The sequence below is a fragment of the Subtercola boreus genome (assembly GCF_006716115.1).
GTDB classification, from domain to species: domain Bacteria; phylum Actinomycetota; class Actinomycetes; order Actinomycetales; family Microbacteriaceae; genus Subtercola; species Subtercola boreus.
Map to the genome: position 1 here is coordinate 732,245 of NZ_VFOO01000001.1, position 16,377 is coordinate 748,621.

The 16,377-nt window shown below is 68.4% G+C and carries 8 protein-coding genes and 1 tRNA gene; 7 read left to right on the forward strand and 2 right to left on the reverse strand.

Annotation, left to right across the window (positions count from 1 at the left end; genetic code table 11):
* The first annotated feature begins 11 nt into the window (after window positions 1-11).
* Window positions 12-3,248 (forward strand): ATP-dependent DNA helicase, encoded by a 3,237-nt coding sequence (locus tag FB464_RS03475; RefSeq protein WP_116415090.1) that lies wholly within the window; start codon window positions 12-14, stop codon window positions 3,246-3,248.
* On the opposite strand, the gene FB464_RS03480 is transcribed toward FB464_RS03475, so the two are convergent.
* Window positions 3,232-4,284 (reverse strand): phosphotransferase, encoded by a 1,053-nt coding sequence (locus tag FB464_RS03480; protein WP_116415088.1) that lies wholly within the window; start codon window positions 4,282-4,284, stop codon window positions 3,232-3,234. The two genes, FB464_RS03475 and FB464_RS03480, sit on opposite strands and share 17 nt — an antisense overlap.
* Before the next feature lie 61 nt (window positions 4,285-4,345).
* Here FB464_RS03480 and nudC point away from each other — a divergent pair, with 61 nt between their 5' ends.
* On the forward strand, window positions 4,346-5,317 hold the full coding sequence (nudC, locus tag FB464_RS03485) for an NAD(+) diphosphatase (RefSeq protein WP_246092909.1): 972 nt from the start codon (window positions 4,346-4,348) through the stop codon (window positions 5,315-5,317).
* Entirely contained in the window at window positions 5,311-7,068 is a 1,758-nt protein-coding gene (locus tag FB464_RS03490) for an ATP-dependent helicase (RefSeq protein WP_116415085.1), read from the forward strand. The genes nudC and FB464_RS03490 overlap by 7 nt, the downstream gene beginning before the upstream one ends.
* Before the next feature lie 905 nt (window positions 7,069-7,973).
* Here FB464_RS03490 and FB464_RS03495 read toward each other — a convergent pair.
* On the reverse strand, window positions 7,974-9,368 hold the full coding sequence (locus FB464_RS03495; protein ID WP_116415084.1) for a zinc-dependent metalloprotease: 1,395 nt from the start codon (window positions 9,366-9,368) through the stop codon (window positions 7,974-7,976).
* A gap of 154 nt (window positions 9,369-9,522) precedes the next feature.
* Here FB464_RS03495 and FB464_RS03500 point away from each other — a divergent pair, with 154 nt between their 5' ends.
* From FB464_RS03500 to FB464_RS03515, 4 genes are all read left to right on the forward strand, one after another.
* On the forward strand, window positions 9,523-10,656 hold the full coding sequence (locus FB464_RS03500) for a YlbL family protein (RefSeq protein WP_116415082.1): 1,134 nt from the start codon (window positions 9,523-9,525) through the stop codon (window positions 10,654-10,656).
* Window positions 10,657-10,730: 74 nt separating this feature from the next.
* A complete protein-coding gene (locus FB464_RS03505; RefSeq protein ID WP_246092910.1) occupies window positions 10,731-13,616 on the forward strand; it encodes a UPF0182 family membrane protein in 2,886 nt (961 codons plus the stop codon).
* A 123-nt stretch (window positions 13,617-13,739) separates the two neighbouring features.
* Window positions 13,740-13,813: transfer RNA gene (locus tag FB464_RS03510), tRNA-Met, on the forward strand.
* A 231-nt stretch (window positions 13,814-14,044) separates the two neighbouring features.
* On the forward strand, window positions 14,045-16,375 hold the full coding sequence (locus tag FB464_RS03515) for a glycosyltransferase family 2 protein (RefSeq protein WP_170151922.1): 2,331 nt from the start codon (window positions 14,045-14,047) through the stop codon (window positions 16,373-16,375).
* Window positions 16,376-16,377: the final 2 nt, after the last annotated feature.

A 16,377-nucleotide genomic window follows, 5' to 3' on the forward strand; every position in this document is an offset into this window, starting at 1 on the left:
GCGGTGACGTCGTGATCTCGAGCCTCGAGATCGCCGACGCCCTGCACCTGCCGCCGCCCACCCCGCAGCAGCAGGCCGTCATCGAGTCGCCGCTCGCCCCGAGCATCGTGATCGCCGGGGCCGGCAGCGGCAAGACCGAGACGATGGCGAACCGCGTGGTCTGGCTACTGGCGAACGACCTCGTCTCGGTCTCCGGGATCCTCGGCCTGACGTTCACCCGCAAGGCCGCCGGTGAGCTCGCCCAGCGCATCCGATCGCGCATCGACCAGCTCCAGGCGGCCCGGCTCACCACGACGGAGTTCGACCCGTTCGACTCGGCCACCGTGGCCACCTACAACTCGTTCGCGAACAGCATCTTCCGTGACAATGCCCTGCTCGTCGGGCGGGAGGGCGATTCGAGCATCCTGAGCGAGGCTTCGGCGTGGCAGATCGCGCGGCGCCTGGTCGCGAACAGTGTGGACGACCGGCTGGTCGGTCTCGACAAGTCCATCGACTCGATCACCGAGGCCGTGATCTCGCTCAGCCGCGCGATGAGCGAGAACGTCGTGACGTCGAACGATGTCGTGCGGATGGCCGGCCAGTTCACCGGGCTCGCCGAGCTTCCCACGGGTTCGAAGCGGGTGCCGACCCTGAACGCCGAGCTCCGCACAGCGCTGCAGGCCGTCAGCGCCCTCCCTGTGCTGGTCGACCTCGCCGACCGGTTCGCTGAGGAGAAGATCCGGCGCGGGTTCGTCGAGTACTCCGACCAGGTCGCCCTCGCCCTCTCGATCGCCGAGCGGGTGCCGCGGGTGGTCGCCGACTACCGGGAGCGCTTCCGCGTCGTGCTGCTCGACGAGTACCAGGACACCAGCGTCGTGCAGACGCGCCTGCTCTCCACCCTCTTCGCCGGCCGGCCGGTGATGGCCGTCGGCGACCCGCACCAGTCGATCTACGGCTGGCGCGGTGCGAGCGCGGCGAACCTCGGCACGTTCGCGGTCGACTTCACCGGCGATCGGTCCGGCGCTCTCGCCTTCCCGCTCTCGACGAGCTGGCGGAACCCCGTGCGGGTGCTGGAGGCTGCGAACCGCCTGGTGGCTCCGCTCACCGCCGCGTCGACGGTGCCGGTCTCGCGGCTCGAGCCCCGGCCGGCTGCGGGCCAGGGCGGACTCGACGTGTTCTTCGGCGAGACCATCGACGACGAGGCCCGGGCGATCGCGAACTGGTTCGCCACACAGCTCGAGCGCCCCGCACCGAAGGGCGGTGTGCGCTCCGCCGCCCTGCTCTGCCGCTCCATCAAGAAGATCGGCGCGTTCACCACGGCTCTCACCGAGCGAGGGGTGCGCTTCCACGTCCTCGGCCTCGGTGGCCTGCTCGAGGAGCCGGCGGTGGCCGATCTGGTGTCGGCGCTCCGCGTGATCTACCATCCCACGGCCGAGTCCGAACTGGTGCGGCTGCTCACCGGCGCACGGTGGCAGGTGGGGCTCCGCGACATCGCCGGGCTCAGCAGCGTCGCAGCCTGGCTGGCCGACCGTGACCACCACCACGCGCGGCTCGATCCGGCCCTCAAACAACGCATCCGCGACTCGGTGGTCATCGATGAGGGGCGTTCGCTCGTCGATGCCCTCGACTTCGTGGCCGGGGCACCCGCCGGGCACCGGATGCTCGAGAACTTCAGCCCCGCCGGAGAGGGCCGCCTGCGCGCCGCCGGCCGACAGCTCGCGTTCCTCCGCACCCGCACCGGCCTCGACCTGCTCGACCTCGTCAATCTCGTCACGCAGGAGCTCCTGCTCGACGTCGAGGTCGCCGCCAACGAGAGTTCCCACCTCGGCCGGGCGAGCCTCGACGCGTTCTCCGAACAGATCGCCGGCTTTGTCGCGGCCGATCCGTCCGCCGGGCTCGGTGCCTTCCTCTCCTGGCTCCGCGAGGCGGAGAAACGCGACCGGCTGAGCCCGCGCTCCGACGAGCCGGAGCCCGGCACCGTGCAGATCCTCACCATCCACGGGTCGAAGGGGCTCGAGTGGGACATCGTCGGTGTGCCGCGCATGGTCGAAGACGAACTGCCCGGCAAGCCGCAGAGCAAGCAGGGCTGGCTCGCGTTCGGGGAACTGCCTTTCGAGTTCCGGGGGGACTCGAGAGAACTGCCCGTGCTGGCCTGGCGGTCGGCGGCGACGCAGGCGGAGTTCGTGTCGGCGAAAGCGAGCTTCACCGAGCAGATCGTCGACCGCTATGCGGAGGAACAGCGTCGCCTGGTCTACGTCGCGGTGACGCGTGCACGCGAGAGCCTGCTGCTCAGCGGGTCGTTCTGGGTGGCCACGACGAAACCCCGTGGGCCGGGGCTGTTCCTCCGTGAACTGGCCGAAGCGGGGCTGGTCGCCACGGACGCGCTGCCGGAGGTCCCGCAGAGCGATGTGAATCCGCTCGCGGAGTCGACCATGCTCATCCCGTGGCCGCTTGCGCCGCTCGGCAACCGCAGGGCGCGGGTCACCGCGGCGGCTGAGGCTGTCGCGGTCGCCGACGCGAGTGCTGAAACACCGTGGTCGCACGACATCGACCTGCTGCTGGCGGAGCGGGCCGCAGCCCTCGACGGTGAACTGCTCGTCGTGCCCACCCGCGTTGCGGCCTCGCGCTTCAAGGACTACGTTACAGAACCCGACGCGGTGCTCCGCCAGCTCCGCCGCCCGATGCCGGAGCGACCCTACCGCCAGACCAGGCTCGGCACCCGGTTCCACTCCTGGGTCGAGAACCGGTACGGGCTCGTCGGCGGTTCCGAGCAGCTGGATGCCGCACAGGGCGAACTCGATCTCGACATCGATCCCGGGTCAGGCCCCGACTTCGACCTCGACCTTCTCGACCCTCTCGACATCGACGGCGGCACGGCAGAAGAGCAGGAACTCGAACGGCTCCAGGCCACCTTCGAGGCCTCGCCGTGGGGCGGCCGGAGCCCGGAGGAGGTGGAGATCGAGATCCACCTGGTGCTCGGTTCGAACATCGTGGTCTGCAAGATCGACGCCGTCTTCCGTGACGGCGATCGGTACCAGATCGTCGACTGGAAGACCGGTCGCGCCCCGTCGGACGCCGCGGACCTCGAGGTCAAGCAACTGCAGCTCGCCCTGTACCGTCTCGCCTATTCGCAGTACCGGGGCATCGATCCGGGCGACATCGATGCGGTCTTCTTCTTCGTGTCGGTCGACGAGATCGTCACTCCCGACCGGATGTACTCCGAACCCGAACTCCTGGAACTCTGGGAGAGCGTCAGTCGTCGTCGCTGATCCGCGCGGCGTTGACGTGGTCCCGCGCGGGCAGCGGCTGGCTCCGCGGCGTCTTGCTGAGCATCGCCTCGACCTCGTCGACAGCCAGCACGCGCCCCGTGTCGGTCGACAGCGGGTTCACGAGGTCGGCCTGCGAACTGGTGGCCAGCCCGTTCAGCATCACGACAGCATCTTCGACGATCGAGGGATCCCGGAGGTCGGATCCGTGGACCAGCCACTTCGCGATCTCGAGTTCGGCGTAGAGCCGCGCCCGCTTCCGGAGCTGCCGGTCGACGGGCCCCGAGCGGCTCACGTTGTAACCGGAGAACACGCTGGTCGCCGATTCCTCGCGGGTGACCGAACTCAGCCAGAAGAGATCGGCCGCGGGGTCGCCCACCTTGAGGTTCGACCAGTCGAGCACACCCGTCACCCGCTCGCCGGAGACGAGGAACGACTCGGGGCCCAGGGAACCGTGGATGACCGCGGGCTGGAACTGCCAGAGCGCGCTGTCCTCGAGGGCGAGCGACCAGCGGGTCAGCAGTTCGACGGGAACCTTGCCGGTCGCGGCGGCGCGGTCCTTGACCACCGTGGCCACACGCGCGGCCTCGACGGCGCTCAGAACGGGCAGTCCGGCATCCGTGATGACCGACGTGGGGAGGGAGTGGATGGCCGCGATCGCGCGCCCGAAGGCCTCGGCCAGTTCCACACTGTGGTCGAGACTGTCGAGGGCGGCGGGTGAACCCGGGATGAAGTCGTAGACGACACCGCGGGTCTGCCCGACCGGGGCCTGGCCACGGAACTCGGGGGCACGGAAGGGCAGGCGTTTCCGCGAGCCGGTGGTCAGCGCACGCAGGGCCACGAGGTCGCCGGACTGCTCCGTCTCCGTCTCCTGGGAGGTGGGGACGCGGATGATCAGCTGGTCGCCGCCCCGCACCGTGAGGAGCGCTGAGTCGAAGCGACCGGTCAGACCGGTCGAGATCGGGGTCGTGGAGACGACGTCGAGCCCAGCGACGGCAGCGGTGGCGAGCGCGGCTAGAGTGAGAGAGGATCTGGCCATACCTTCAGGGTAGGGCGGCTTCCCCGCTCGCAGGCTTTCGCCACGCATGATTGGTCAACCCGTGCACAAGACTTTGCTTCCCTCCCTGCCCCTCTCGCGTTTCGAGATCGACCGTGACCACCTCTTCAGGGACACCCCCGACCTCTTCGGCACGCTCTGGGCCGACGGCGAAACCCGGGTGCTGCCGATCTGGAAGCAGCAGGCACTGCTCGCTCCTGGCACAGGTGTGGGTGAAGGCTCCGGGAAGCCGTCGCTCGCGCTTCTCCCCGCAGCCGCGGTGCCGGATGTCGCGCTGCCCGTGTACCTCGGTCGTTCCCTGGCGACCGATCGAGCCGAACCGGTCGGAACGCGGATCGTCGCCGCCACCCTCTCCGACGAGGCGGCCGCCGCCCTCGAACCCGACGAGAGCCGCTGGGTGAACCTCCGCCTGGTCGCGGCGGATCTCGACGACCTCGACGCTGGGGCATTCACGGAGGCGCTCGGCATCCTCAACTGGCACCATTCGCACACCCACTGCCCGCGCTGCGGTGCGGAGACGGTGCCCGAGAAGGGCGGCTGGGTGAGACGCTGTCCCGTGCAGGACATCGAGATCTTCCCGCGCACCGACCCGGCCGTGATCGTCGGGATCGTGGATGCCGACGACAGGATCCTGCTCGGTTCGAACGCCCTCTGGGAGCAGAACCGGTACTCGTTGCTTGCCGGTTTCGTCGAGCCGGGGGAGTCTCTCGAAGCTGCGACCATCCGCGAGGTCTTCGAGGAGTCGGGCGTCTCGATCCTCGAACCGCAGTACCTCGGCTCCCAGCCGTGGCCGTTCCCGGCCTCGCTGATGTGCGGGTTCCTGGCGCACGTCGACCCCGACACCGCCGCCGACCCGCTGCTGCCCGACGGCGAGGAGATCCTCGACGTGCGGTGGTTCAGCCGCGCCGACCTCGAAGACCCGGACGCGACGGTGCTGCTGCCCGGCTCGTCGTCGATCGCCCGCGCCATCATCGAGCACTGGTACGGCGGGCCGCTTCCGCGGCCGACATGGTGAGCGGCGACCTCGAGGAGCGTTCGCTCCCGGCGACAGGGGTGGATGCCCTGCTCTCCGGCCTCGACGACGAGCAGCGGGTCGTGGCGAAGACCCTGCTCGGCCCGGTGGTGGTGCTCGCGGGGGCCGGAACCGGCAAGACCCGCGCCATCACGCACCGCATCGCCTACGGGGTCGCGACGGGTGTCTTCCCGCCGGGAAAGGTGATGGCGCTCACGTTCACCAGCCGTTCCGCCGCTGAGCTCCGCTCCCGCCTCCGGCCGCTCGGCGCCGGCGGGGTGTCGGCGCGCACCTTCCACTCTGCAGCTCTCGCCCAGCTGAACTTCTTCTGGCCCCAGGTCGTCGGTGGAGACGTGCCCCGGGTGCTGGAAGGCAAGGCGCGACTGCTCGGGCAGGTCGCCGAGTCGCTGAAGCTCAAGGTCGACACCGCTTCGCTCCGGGACCTCGCGGCCGAGATCGAGTGGCGGAAGATCTCGGACCTCTCACTCGATGCCTACGTCACCGCGGCGCACAGCAGCCGCACGATGCCCGGTTCGCTGAGTATCGACCAGGTCGTCGACCTGCAGCAGGGCTACGAGCGGATCAAGGACGAGCGGCGCCAGCTCGACTTCGAAGACGTGCTGCTCGCCACCGCCGGCATGATCGAGACGGAACCCTCCGTGGCGATGCAGGTGCGGGAGCAGTACCGCTTCTTCGTCGTCGACGAATACCAGGACGTCTCTCCCTTGCAGCATCACCTGCTCTCGCTCTGGGTCGGCGACCGCCGCGATCTCTGCGTCGTGGGTGACGCGAGCCAGACCATCTATTCGTTCGCCGGGGCCCAGTCCGCGTTCCTGCTCTCGTTCGCCTCGGCCTACGAGAATTCGACCGTGGTGCGGTTGGAACAGAACTACCGCTCCACACCCGCTGTCGTCGACACCGCGAACCGGCTGATGCGCGGTCGCACCGGCGCGCTGACCCTCCGGGCGGCAGGGGATGAGCCGTCGCGGGGAGCCGAACCGGTGGTCACCGGCTACCCCTCCGAATCGACGGAAGCGCGCGGGGTCGCCGCCTCCGTCGCCCGGCTCATCGCCGACGGCACCCGGCCCGAGGACATCGCGGTGCTGTACCGGATCAACGCCCAGGCGGCAGCGCTCGAAGGGGCGCTCGCCGAGGCGGGCGTCACCTACCAGATCCGCGGATCCCAGCGCTTCTTCGACCTGCCTGAGGTGAAGCAGGCCATCATGTCGCTCCGCGCCGCCTCGGTCTCGATCAGCGGTGAACCCCTCTTCAAGTCGGTCAGCGATGTGCTCCGCTCGCTCGGCTGGTCGCAGAGCCCCCCGGAGGGCCGCGGCGCTGTGCGGGACCGCTGGGAGTCGCTGAATGCGATCATGGGCCTCGCCGAGCAGTTGCCGCCCCGCACCACCTTCCGCGCGTTCACCGACGAACTGCTCGAACGGCAGGCCGGCCAGCACGAGCCGACGATCTCGGCGGTCACCCTCGCCACCCTGCACTCGGCGAAGGGTCTGGAATGGCCGACGGTCTTCCTGATCGGCCTGAGCGAAGGGCTGATGCCGATCAGCTACGCCACCACGCTCGACCTGGTCGACGAGGAGCGCCGGCTGCTCTACGTCGGTGTCACCCGGGCCCGCCAGCGGCTGATGCTCTCGTGGGCGGAGACCGGGGCGAGTCGCTCCCAGGTGCGCGCCCCGTCGAGGTTCCTGGCAGAGCTCGGCACGCGCACTCCGGATGCACGCCCTGACGGGTCTCGCTGACCGCACCCGTCAGCGCATCGAGGTGCAGCACCCGGCTCCCGGCGAGGGGTCCGGCCGGGCTCTCCCGCTCCTCGAGACAGAATGACGCCAACAGCGGGACAGCCCGCGCGATGGTCAGCGGCACCTCTGTGGGCGCCGACCTGCCGAGAAGCTGCCCGGCGATGGCAGGCCAGCTCCCGTCGGAGTCGATGCGGTACCGCTCCCTGCAGTGCAGGCACGCACCGGTGCCGGGCGTGACGAACGGACCGATCGTCACCTCCGCGTCGCTGAAGACCACGTCGACGTGCGGAACGTCGTCGCGGAGCCACGCCGCTGCCTCGGCCGGCGGCGTGAACCACGACGAGACGATGACGGCGAGGTCGATCCGCGGCTCCCCGGCAGGCTGCTCGCCGGCAGACTGTTCCCCGGCAGACCGTTGTTCGCCGGGCACGACCTCCGCCCCCAGCGCACCGAACAACTGCGCGATCGGCGCGGCGGCGGGCGAGTCCGCGGAGAGGGAGACAACGAGTCCGGCCATTCGGCCCGGGGCTCCGGATGCACTCCCCAGCAGTGCCGGGGCGACGCGGTCGAGCAGGCGCGCCACAGCTCTTCCGCCTCCGCGTGAGCGGGCCCCGATCATCCGGAGCCCGTCAGCGGTGACACCGCGCGCCAGGGCGTGGAGCATCCGCTCCTCAGCGGGACTGACCGCGGGAAAGAGGGCGCGCGGCCGGTCGACCCCGATCTGCAGGCAGGTGGGTGAGCGCCAGACCACCGGGAAACGGGGGTCGAGCCGGAGGGTGCCTGTGCCTGTGCCTGTGTCAGTTCGCATGCGCACAGCCTGCACCTGTTCCGCGACCGGCGTCAGAAGTTATCCACAGGCCGGGACCGGAACCCCTGCCGCAACAGCCGCCGGGACGGGCGCGGGATCAGACGACGGGCGGTGCGTCCGGGTCCCGGTCGCTCTGCGCGGCCTCGGCCGCCCCGTCGGGACCGGTCTCACCCGTACCCGCCTCCTCCTCCCGGAAGAAGTCCTCGAGCGCCAGGTCCATCTCGTCGGGCTCCGGAGTACCGGCGAGCAGCCGGGCGACCAGCGCCTCGGGGTTGTCGATGTCCTCCGAGGTCGGCACGACGTCGGGGTGCGACCACAGCGCGTCACGTGCCTCGGGGCCGACGGCATCCGTCACGGCCTGCCACATCGCGGCAGACTCGCGGAGCCTCCGCGGTCGGAGCTCGAGGCCGACCAGAGTCGAGAACGCCGATTCGGCGGGCCCCCCGGTCGCGCGTCGGCGCCGAACGGTCTCGGCGACGGCGTCGCGCTTCGGCAGTCTCACGGTCGCGGCGGCGGTGACGACATCCACCCAGCCCTCGACGAGCGCGAGAGTCGTCTCGAGGCGGGCGAGCGCCTGCAACTGCGACTCGGACTTCGGCGGGATGAGCGCGCCGCTCACCATCGCCTGCCGCAGTTCTTCGGGGTTGGCCGGGTCGAAGCTCGTGGCGAGGTCTTCGAGGCGTTCGGTGTCGATCGTGATGCCGCGGGCGAACTCGGTGATCGAGGAGATCTCGTGCAGCCGCAGCCACTTCGCGTGGCGGAACAGCCGGGCGTGGGCGATCTCCCGCACCGAGAGGTAGAGCTGCACCTGGTCGGCGGGGATGTCGAGGCCCTCGCCGAAGTCTTCGAGGTTCTGGGGCACGAGCGCCGCCTGCTGGTCGCCCATCAGCGGGATTCCGACGTCGCCGCCGGAGACGACCTCGGTCGAGAGCTGCCCGACGACCTGGCCGAGCTGCATTGCGAAGAGCGCCCCGCCGATGTTCCGCATCAGCTGGCTGGCGCTGGCCATCATGCCGGAGAGCTCCTCGGGTGCCTGGTCCTTCAGAACGCGGGTGAGGGCGTCGGCGATGCTGAGGGCGACGGGTTCAGCAACCTGGCTCCAGACCGGCATCGTCGCCGTCGTCCACTCCTTGCGCGTCAGCAGGCGCGGGGGAGCGGCGAGTTCGCTGACGAAGGTCACCTCGTCGAGCCAGAGCTCGGCCACGTGCAGGGCCTGTTCGAGCGCGGAACGCTGCCCGGGAGTGATCGCGACGGCGCCTGTGGAGGAGATCTGCTGGGCGGCATCGAGTGCGACCTTCCAGTCGACCCCGTCGCCGGAGTTCTGCATCGCGTTCTGCAGCTGCTGCATGAGGGCGGCGACAGCCGCTGGATCCGACGGCAGACCAGCAGCGCTGGCGAGCTTCGACGGATCGAGTTCGGAGTTGCCCGACAGGAATTGGCGCAGCATGTCGGTGAACTCGTCTTCGGGGTTCTTGTCTGGCTCGTCAGTCACGGTCTTACCCTTCTTCTGCGTCGAGCCGGCTCTGTGCGGCCTTTCAGCGTTGGCTTCTACGCTAGCCGGTGGCCTCTTCGCCAAGCTGGGATTTCTCATAAGCTGGGACGCTGGCCGTGCGCCTGTGGCGAACACCCCCCCTCGAAAGGAATCCGTGAGCATCTTCGACGACCAGGAGGCTGCCGCGCCCGCAAAGCCCCGCTCCCGTCGCCGCACGATCGGCTGGGTCAGCCTGATCGTCGCTCTCGTCCTGGCGCTCGGGATGAGCTTCATCCCGGTGCCGTATGTGATCGAGCAGCCCGGGCCGGTGTTCAACACCCTCGGCACGAGCGACCACGACGGATCGGCCGTGCCGCTCATCTCGATCTCAGGAGTCACCACGTACCCCACAGCGGGTTCACTCGACATGCTCACCGTCTCGGTCGCCGGCACGCCGACGTCGAGGCCGAGCTGGGCCGAGATCGTCGGGGCCTGGTTCGACAGCAGCCGCGCGGTCGTGCCGATCGACGCGATCTATCCGCCGTCGGTCACCGTCGACCAGCAGAACGCCGAGAACGCGGCCCAGATGGTCGACTCCCAGCAGGAGGCCATCGCGGCCGCGCTGACCGACCTCGCCATCCCGTTCACGTCGAGCCAGAAGGTCGGCGTCGCACAGGTCACGGCGGATTCGGCGGCCACGGGCATCCTCGAAGCCGGAGACCTCATCGACTCAGTGAACGGAACCGCCGTGAGCACGATCGACCAGTTGAAGGCCGCTATCACGGCGAACGGGGATGCCGCACCGGCCTCGCTCGTCATCACGCGCTCGGGCGCCGAACAGACCGTCGAGGTCACGCCGAAGAAGGCGGCGGACGGCAGCATCCTCCTCGGTATCGCTGCCGCGTCGGCCGACTCGTTCGAGTTCCCATTCACCGTCGACATCCAGCTCGACAATGTCGGCGGGCCGAGCGCCGGCATGATGTTCGCCCTCGGCATCATCGACCAGCTGACGCCGGGTGAACTGAACGGCGGCGCCCAGGTCGCCGGCACCGGCACCATCACCGCAGACGGAACGGTGGGCCCGATCGGTGGGATCCGCCAGAAGCTCTACGGGGCCGCAGAGAGCGGGGCCACGGTCTTCCTCGCGCCCGCCTCCAACTGCGACGAAGTCGTCGGCCACGTGCCCGACGGCCTGAAAGTCTTCGCGGTGCAGAAGCTCAGCGACTCGCTCACGGTGCTGAATGATCTCGCCTCGGGCGCGAGCACGGACTCGTTGCCCACCTGTGACACGGTTCAGGCCGCCGGCTGATTCGGAGGGGCCGCTTCCCAGCAATGGTTGTCTAGGATGGGCGGACACCCCACAGCAACCACAAGAGGCTATTCGTGACTTCCTCCACAGCCCAGAAGCCCGCCCGACGATCGCGCACCGTGATCGCGGTGGCCATCGCGGTGATCGCCGTTGTCGCGATCCTGTTCTTCGTCTTCACCAACCTCTACACCGAAGTCCTCTGGTACAACCAGCTCGGTTTCCTGAGCGTGCTGACCACGCAGTGGTTCGCCGGCGCGGCCATGTTCGGCATCGGTTTCTTCGCGATGGCGATCCCCGTCTTCATCAGCATCGAGATCGCTTTCCGCTTCCGGCCGGTCTACGCGAAGCTGAATTCGCAGCTCGACCGGTACCAGCAGGTCGTCGAGCCGCTCCGTCGCGTCGCAGCCTTCGGAATCCCCGCGGTGCTCGGCCTCTTCGCCGGGGTCTCGTCCGCTTCGCGCTGGCAGGTCACGCTGCAGTACCTGAACCGCACGCCGTTCGGCACGACCGATCCGCAGTTCAACATGGACATCTCGTTCTATGTCTACGACCTGCCGTTCTGGCAGGGCGTGGTCGGCTTCGCCTCGGCCGTGGTTCTGATCGCCGGCATCGCCGCCATCGCGACGAGCTACCTCTACGGCGCCATCCGGTTCGGCCAGCGCGAAGTGCGCATCTCGAAGACCGCCCGCATCCAGGTCGCGATCACCGCCGGCGTGTACCTGCTCCTGCAGGCCGTCAGCATCTGGCTCGACCAGTTCGCCACGCTCTCGAACACGGGCGGGCTGATCACCGGTGCCTCGTACTCCGACGTGAACGCAACGATCCCCGGCCTCCAGATCCTCGCCGGCATCGCCGTCATCGTCGCCGTGCTGTTCCTCCTCGCCGCCTTCATCGGGCGCTGGCGGCTGCCGGTCATCGGTACCGTTCTGCTCATCGTGAGCGGCCTCATCCTCGGCTCGCTCTACCCGTGGGTCGTGCAGCGCTTCCAGGTCCTGCCCTCCGAGCGGAGCCTCGAACAGCCGTACCTGCAGGACAACATCGATCTCACCCGCGACGCCTACGACGTGAGCGATGTCGACACGATTCCCTACGACGCGACGACGACCGCGGCGCCGGGACAGCTCCGGGCTGACGCGGCCACCACCTCGAGCATCCGGATCCTCGACCCGGCCCTGGTGAGCAGCACCTTCGCCGCGCTGCAGCAGTTCCGCCAGTACTACCAGTTCCCGACCGACCTGAACGTCGACCGGTACACGATCGACGGCAAGACGCAGGACGTCGTGTCGTCAGTCCGCGACCTCAACCTGGCTCAGCTTGGCACGTCTGCCAGCTGGTACAACCAGACGGTGGTCTACACGCACGGCTACGGGATCGTCGCGGCGTATGGCAACCAGCGCGCGGTCGATGGCCAGCCGGTCTTCGCCGAGCAGGGCATCCCGAGCACCGGTGCCCTCGGTGACTACGAACAGCGCATCTACTTCGGCGAGAACTCGCCCGACTACTCCATCGTCGGAGCACCCGAGGGATCGCCGCAGATCGAACTCGACTATCCGTCGGGTACGAACGGCGCCTCGCAGACCTACACGACGTTCACCGGAGACGGTGGACCGAAGCTCGACAATGTCTTCAACAAGCTGGCGTACGCGCTGAAGTTCTCTTCGCAGGAGATCTTCCTCTCGGAGGCCGTCAACAACGATTCGCAGATCCTCTACGACCGCGACCCTGCCACGCGGGTGTCGAAAGTCGCGCCCTACCTGACGATCGACTCGGCGCCGTACGCCTCAGTTGTCGACGGGAAGGTCGTCTGGATCGTCGACGGGTACACGACGACATCCGAGTACCCGTACTCCCGCACCGAGGGGCTGAGCGCGGCGATCGCCGACACCTACACCCCGAAGCCCGGGTACGCCCCCGACAACAACATCAACTACATCCGCAACTCGGTGAAGGCGACAGTCGACGCGTATGACGGCAAGGTCACGCTCTACGCGTGGGACGAGACGGATCCGCTGCTGCAGACCTGGCAGAAGATCTTCCCGTCGACGCTCAAGCCGATGAGCGACATGAGCGCGCAGCTGATGAGCCACGTGCGGTACCCCGCCGACCTCTTCAAGGTGCAGCGGGCCATTCTCGGGCAGTACCACGTCACCGACGCCGGATCGTTCTACTCCCGTGAAGACGCGTGGACGACTCCGAACGACCCGACCTCGCCCGCCTCCAACCCGACGACGCAGCCGCCCTACTATCTGACGCTGCAGGTGCCGACTCAGGACGCCCCCTCGTACTCGATCTACTCCACGTTCATACCGCTCACCGGGCAGGACACGTCGAAGAGCCTCAACGGGTACCTCGCCGTCGACTCGAATGCCGGATCGACAGCCGGGGAGAAGTCCGCCGACTACGGCAAGATGCGCCTGCTGACGCTACCGAAGGACGCGACCGTCCCGGGCCCCGGCCAGGTGCAGAACAAGTTCAACTCGGATCCGACGGTCTCGCAGGCCCTCAACCTGCTGAAACAGGGCTCGACCGAGGTGCTGAGCGGTAACCTGCTCACCCTGCCGGTCGGTGGCGGACTGCTCTACGTGCAACCGGTCTACGTGCGGTCACGCGGTGAGACGAGCTACCCACTGCTGCAGAAGATCCTGGTCGGTTTCGGCGACAAGATCGCCTTCGAAGACACTCTGGATGCTGCACTCGACGACCTCTTCGGGGGCAACTCGGGGGCAACCGCCGGCGATGGAGGCATCACGACGCCCGCCACGGGCTCGGGATCGGGTACGGGCACACCGGCGGGCACGGGAGACAATGCTGCCCTCACAAAGGCCCTGAGCGACGCGGAGGCCGCCCTGACGGCGCGCACGGCCGCGCTCCAGGCAGCGGACTGGACGGCGTACGGCGTCGCCGACCAGCAGCTGAAGGACGCGGTGGCTGCGGCCATCGCCGCCTCCGGCGCCCAGTAGTCGCCTGCGCCGCCGCGGTCTTCGGGCCGCGGCGGCTGGCCGCTGGCCGCTTCCGGCTGGCCGCCCCGTGGTCGTCCCACGGTCACGAGCTGCCGAACGCTGTGGTAGTGTTACATCTTGTGCCGCGGGGTGGAGCAGTTCGGTAGCTCGCTGGGCTCATAACCCAGAGGTCGCAGGTTCAAATCCTGTCCCCGCAACAGAAGTCCTGATCAGTCGCTAGTTTTCCTTCCTTGTTCGAAGGTCTGCGATAGTTGAGGGAACGATCCGGTACAGCCCCTACAGGCTGTACCGGATTTTTTTGTCTCCTGCCATCGTCACCAGAACCACCAATGTCGGTGGCTGGAACGCAGCATCTCCGTCGCCCCGGAACGCCACACTTGTGGCGAGGCCCGACCACGTCGGCCGCCGTGGTCGAAGGGAAGACGGACATGGGTTCCACCGAGGAGACGGTGACCCGTCGCAGACGGCGTGACAATGCCCGCACAGCTCTGCCTGCGCCACGGCGCCAACGGGGCACGAACCGGGACACGACCCCGCAGCCGGCCCTGCACTCAGTGCCGTCGTCGTTCCGGATCGCGCGCGCCAGGCTCGCGCCGGCGCTTTCTCTGGTGCTGTGGCTCCTCTATGTCGTCACTGTGGTCGTGACCGTTGTGAGGGGCGATGCTTTCGGCGACGCGGTGCAGCTGCTCACCACGATGATCTTCCTGCTGTCGGTGACGCTTCTGACCCTGTCGGCCTGCCTGTACCTGGTCGCTCGTGCAGGGGCTCTGCCCCGTTTCGCCGAGCATCGGCGCGCGCGGCGAATCGTGATCGACGAACAGTTCGCGAGCCAGAAACCGGGTCTCGTGGCTCTGCTGCCCTCGCACGCCGAAGACCCGGCACTCGTCAGGATGTCGCTGTGGTCGGTCGCCCTGCAGGAGTATCCGGGACTGCGCGTCGTACTTCTCCTCGACGATGACCCACATACCGTGGACCCCGTGAAACGGGCCTCTCTCAACGAGTGCCGCGCGCTTGCCGACGAGGTGATGGAGCAGCTGCGACCGTTACGCACGCGCGTCGAGGCCGCGTCTGCCGCCGTGGACAGTGGGGAACTCAGTGCCACCGCGAGCGCCGGAATCGTGATGCGGGAGCATGCGGCCGCAGCGCAGTGGCTGCGCGCGCAGGCCGACGCGGCTCCCAGAAGCACCCACATCGAGGTCTTCTTCCGGGACCAGGTGCTGCGGCGGCTGGCAGCCGACCTCGACGGCACGGCCCTCGCTCTGCACGACGCGCTCGAGAACGGTGAGGAGCCGCTGACGGATCTGAGAGCACGGCAGATCATGGCCCGCCTGGTGAACATCGTGAGTGTCGACGCGAGCGTCTTCGAGCGGAAGCGTTACGAGACGCTCTCGCACGCACCCAACAAGGCGATGAACCTCAACAGCTACCTCGGCCTCCTGGGGGGTCGCTTCAGAGAGCAGGGGGCTGGTGACCGCCTCAGCCTGGTGCACATCGGGGAGGCCTCCGAGGCTGCTCCCGCAGGCGAATCCGCGGGGGCTGGAGAGAACGGCGCCAGGGCATCGTCGCCGGGCATCCTCGAGGTACCGGACACTGACTATGTGCTCACTCTCGACGCAGACTCGATGCTGCTGCCGGAATACTGCCTGCGACTCGTGCATGTGCTGGAACAACCGGAGAACAGCCGGATCGCGGTCGCGCAGACCCCGTACTCGTCATATCGAGGCGCTCCCACGCGACTCGAGCGTCTGGCAGGTGCCACCACGGACCTGCAGCACATCGTGCACCAGGGTCTGACCGCCTACGACGCGACGTTCTGGGTGGGAGCGAACGCGATCCTCCGCCGTTCCGCGCTCGAGGACATCCGCACTGAGACGATCGAAGACGGCCACCGCATCGTGCGCTTCATCTCCGACCGTACGGTCATCGAGGACACCGAGTCGAGCATCGACATCGCCCTGCACGGATGGTCGTTGCTGAACTACCCCGAACGCCTCAGTTACAGCGCGACGCCGTCCGACTTCGGTTCGCTGGTCATCCAACGTCGCCGGTGGGCCGATGGCGGCCTTCTGATCCTGCCTCGCCTGCACGAGCTGATCGGCCTCCGCCGTCTGCAGGGAACGCCCATGCGATGGGGGCAGCGCCTTCTCCGACTGAACTATCTGGGCTCGATCACCTGGGTCACTCTGGGTCTCATCGCGGTGCTGACCCTCTACCCGCTGAACGGACAGCTCGTCACAGTGCTTCTCCTCTTGATCGTGGTGCCCTACTTCGTCGAGATGGCCTCCGATCTGCGGTACCTCGGCTACCGCCGCCTTGACATGGTGGGCATCTACGGGCTGAATCTCCTGCTGCTGTCCGTCAACCTCGTCGGCTCGATCGCCTCTGTCGCCCAAGCGCTCACCGGCAGGAAGGCCCGCTTCGTGACCACGCCCAAGGTGAGCACCCGCGTACCGGCGCCGGCACTCTACATCGTCGCCCCACTCGTGGTCATGGGGGGTGCAACGGCGGTTGCGGTGCGGGCAGGCTTCGACGGGGCGTGGGGGACAACGGGGTTCGCCTCGTTCACCGCTCTCGCCACGGCCTGGGGGATCATCCGGCTCGTCGGTGTTCGTCATGCGATCACCGACCTGGTACTCGGCTGGCTGAACTGGATCTGGGTGGAGGTGCCGACCGTGGCTGAGACAGCTCCGTCGACTTCGCCGCGGTGGGCACGTGTGCTTGACGACGGTCACCTCGACAGGGTGGGTGTGGCGCTGTGAGT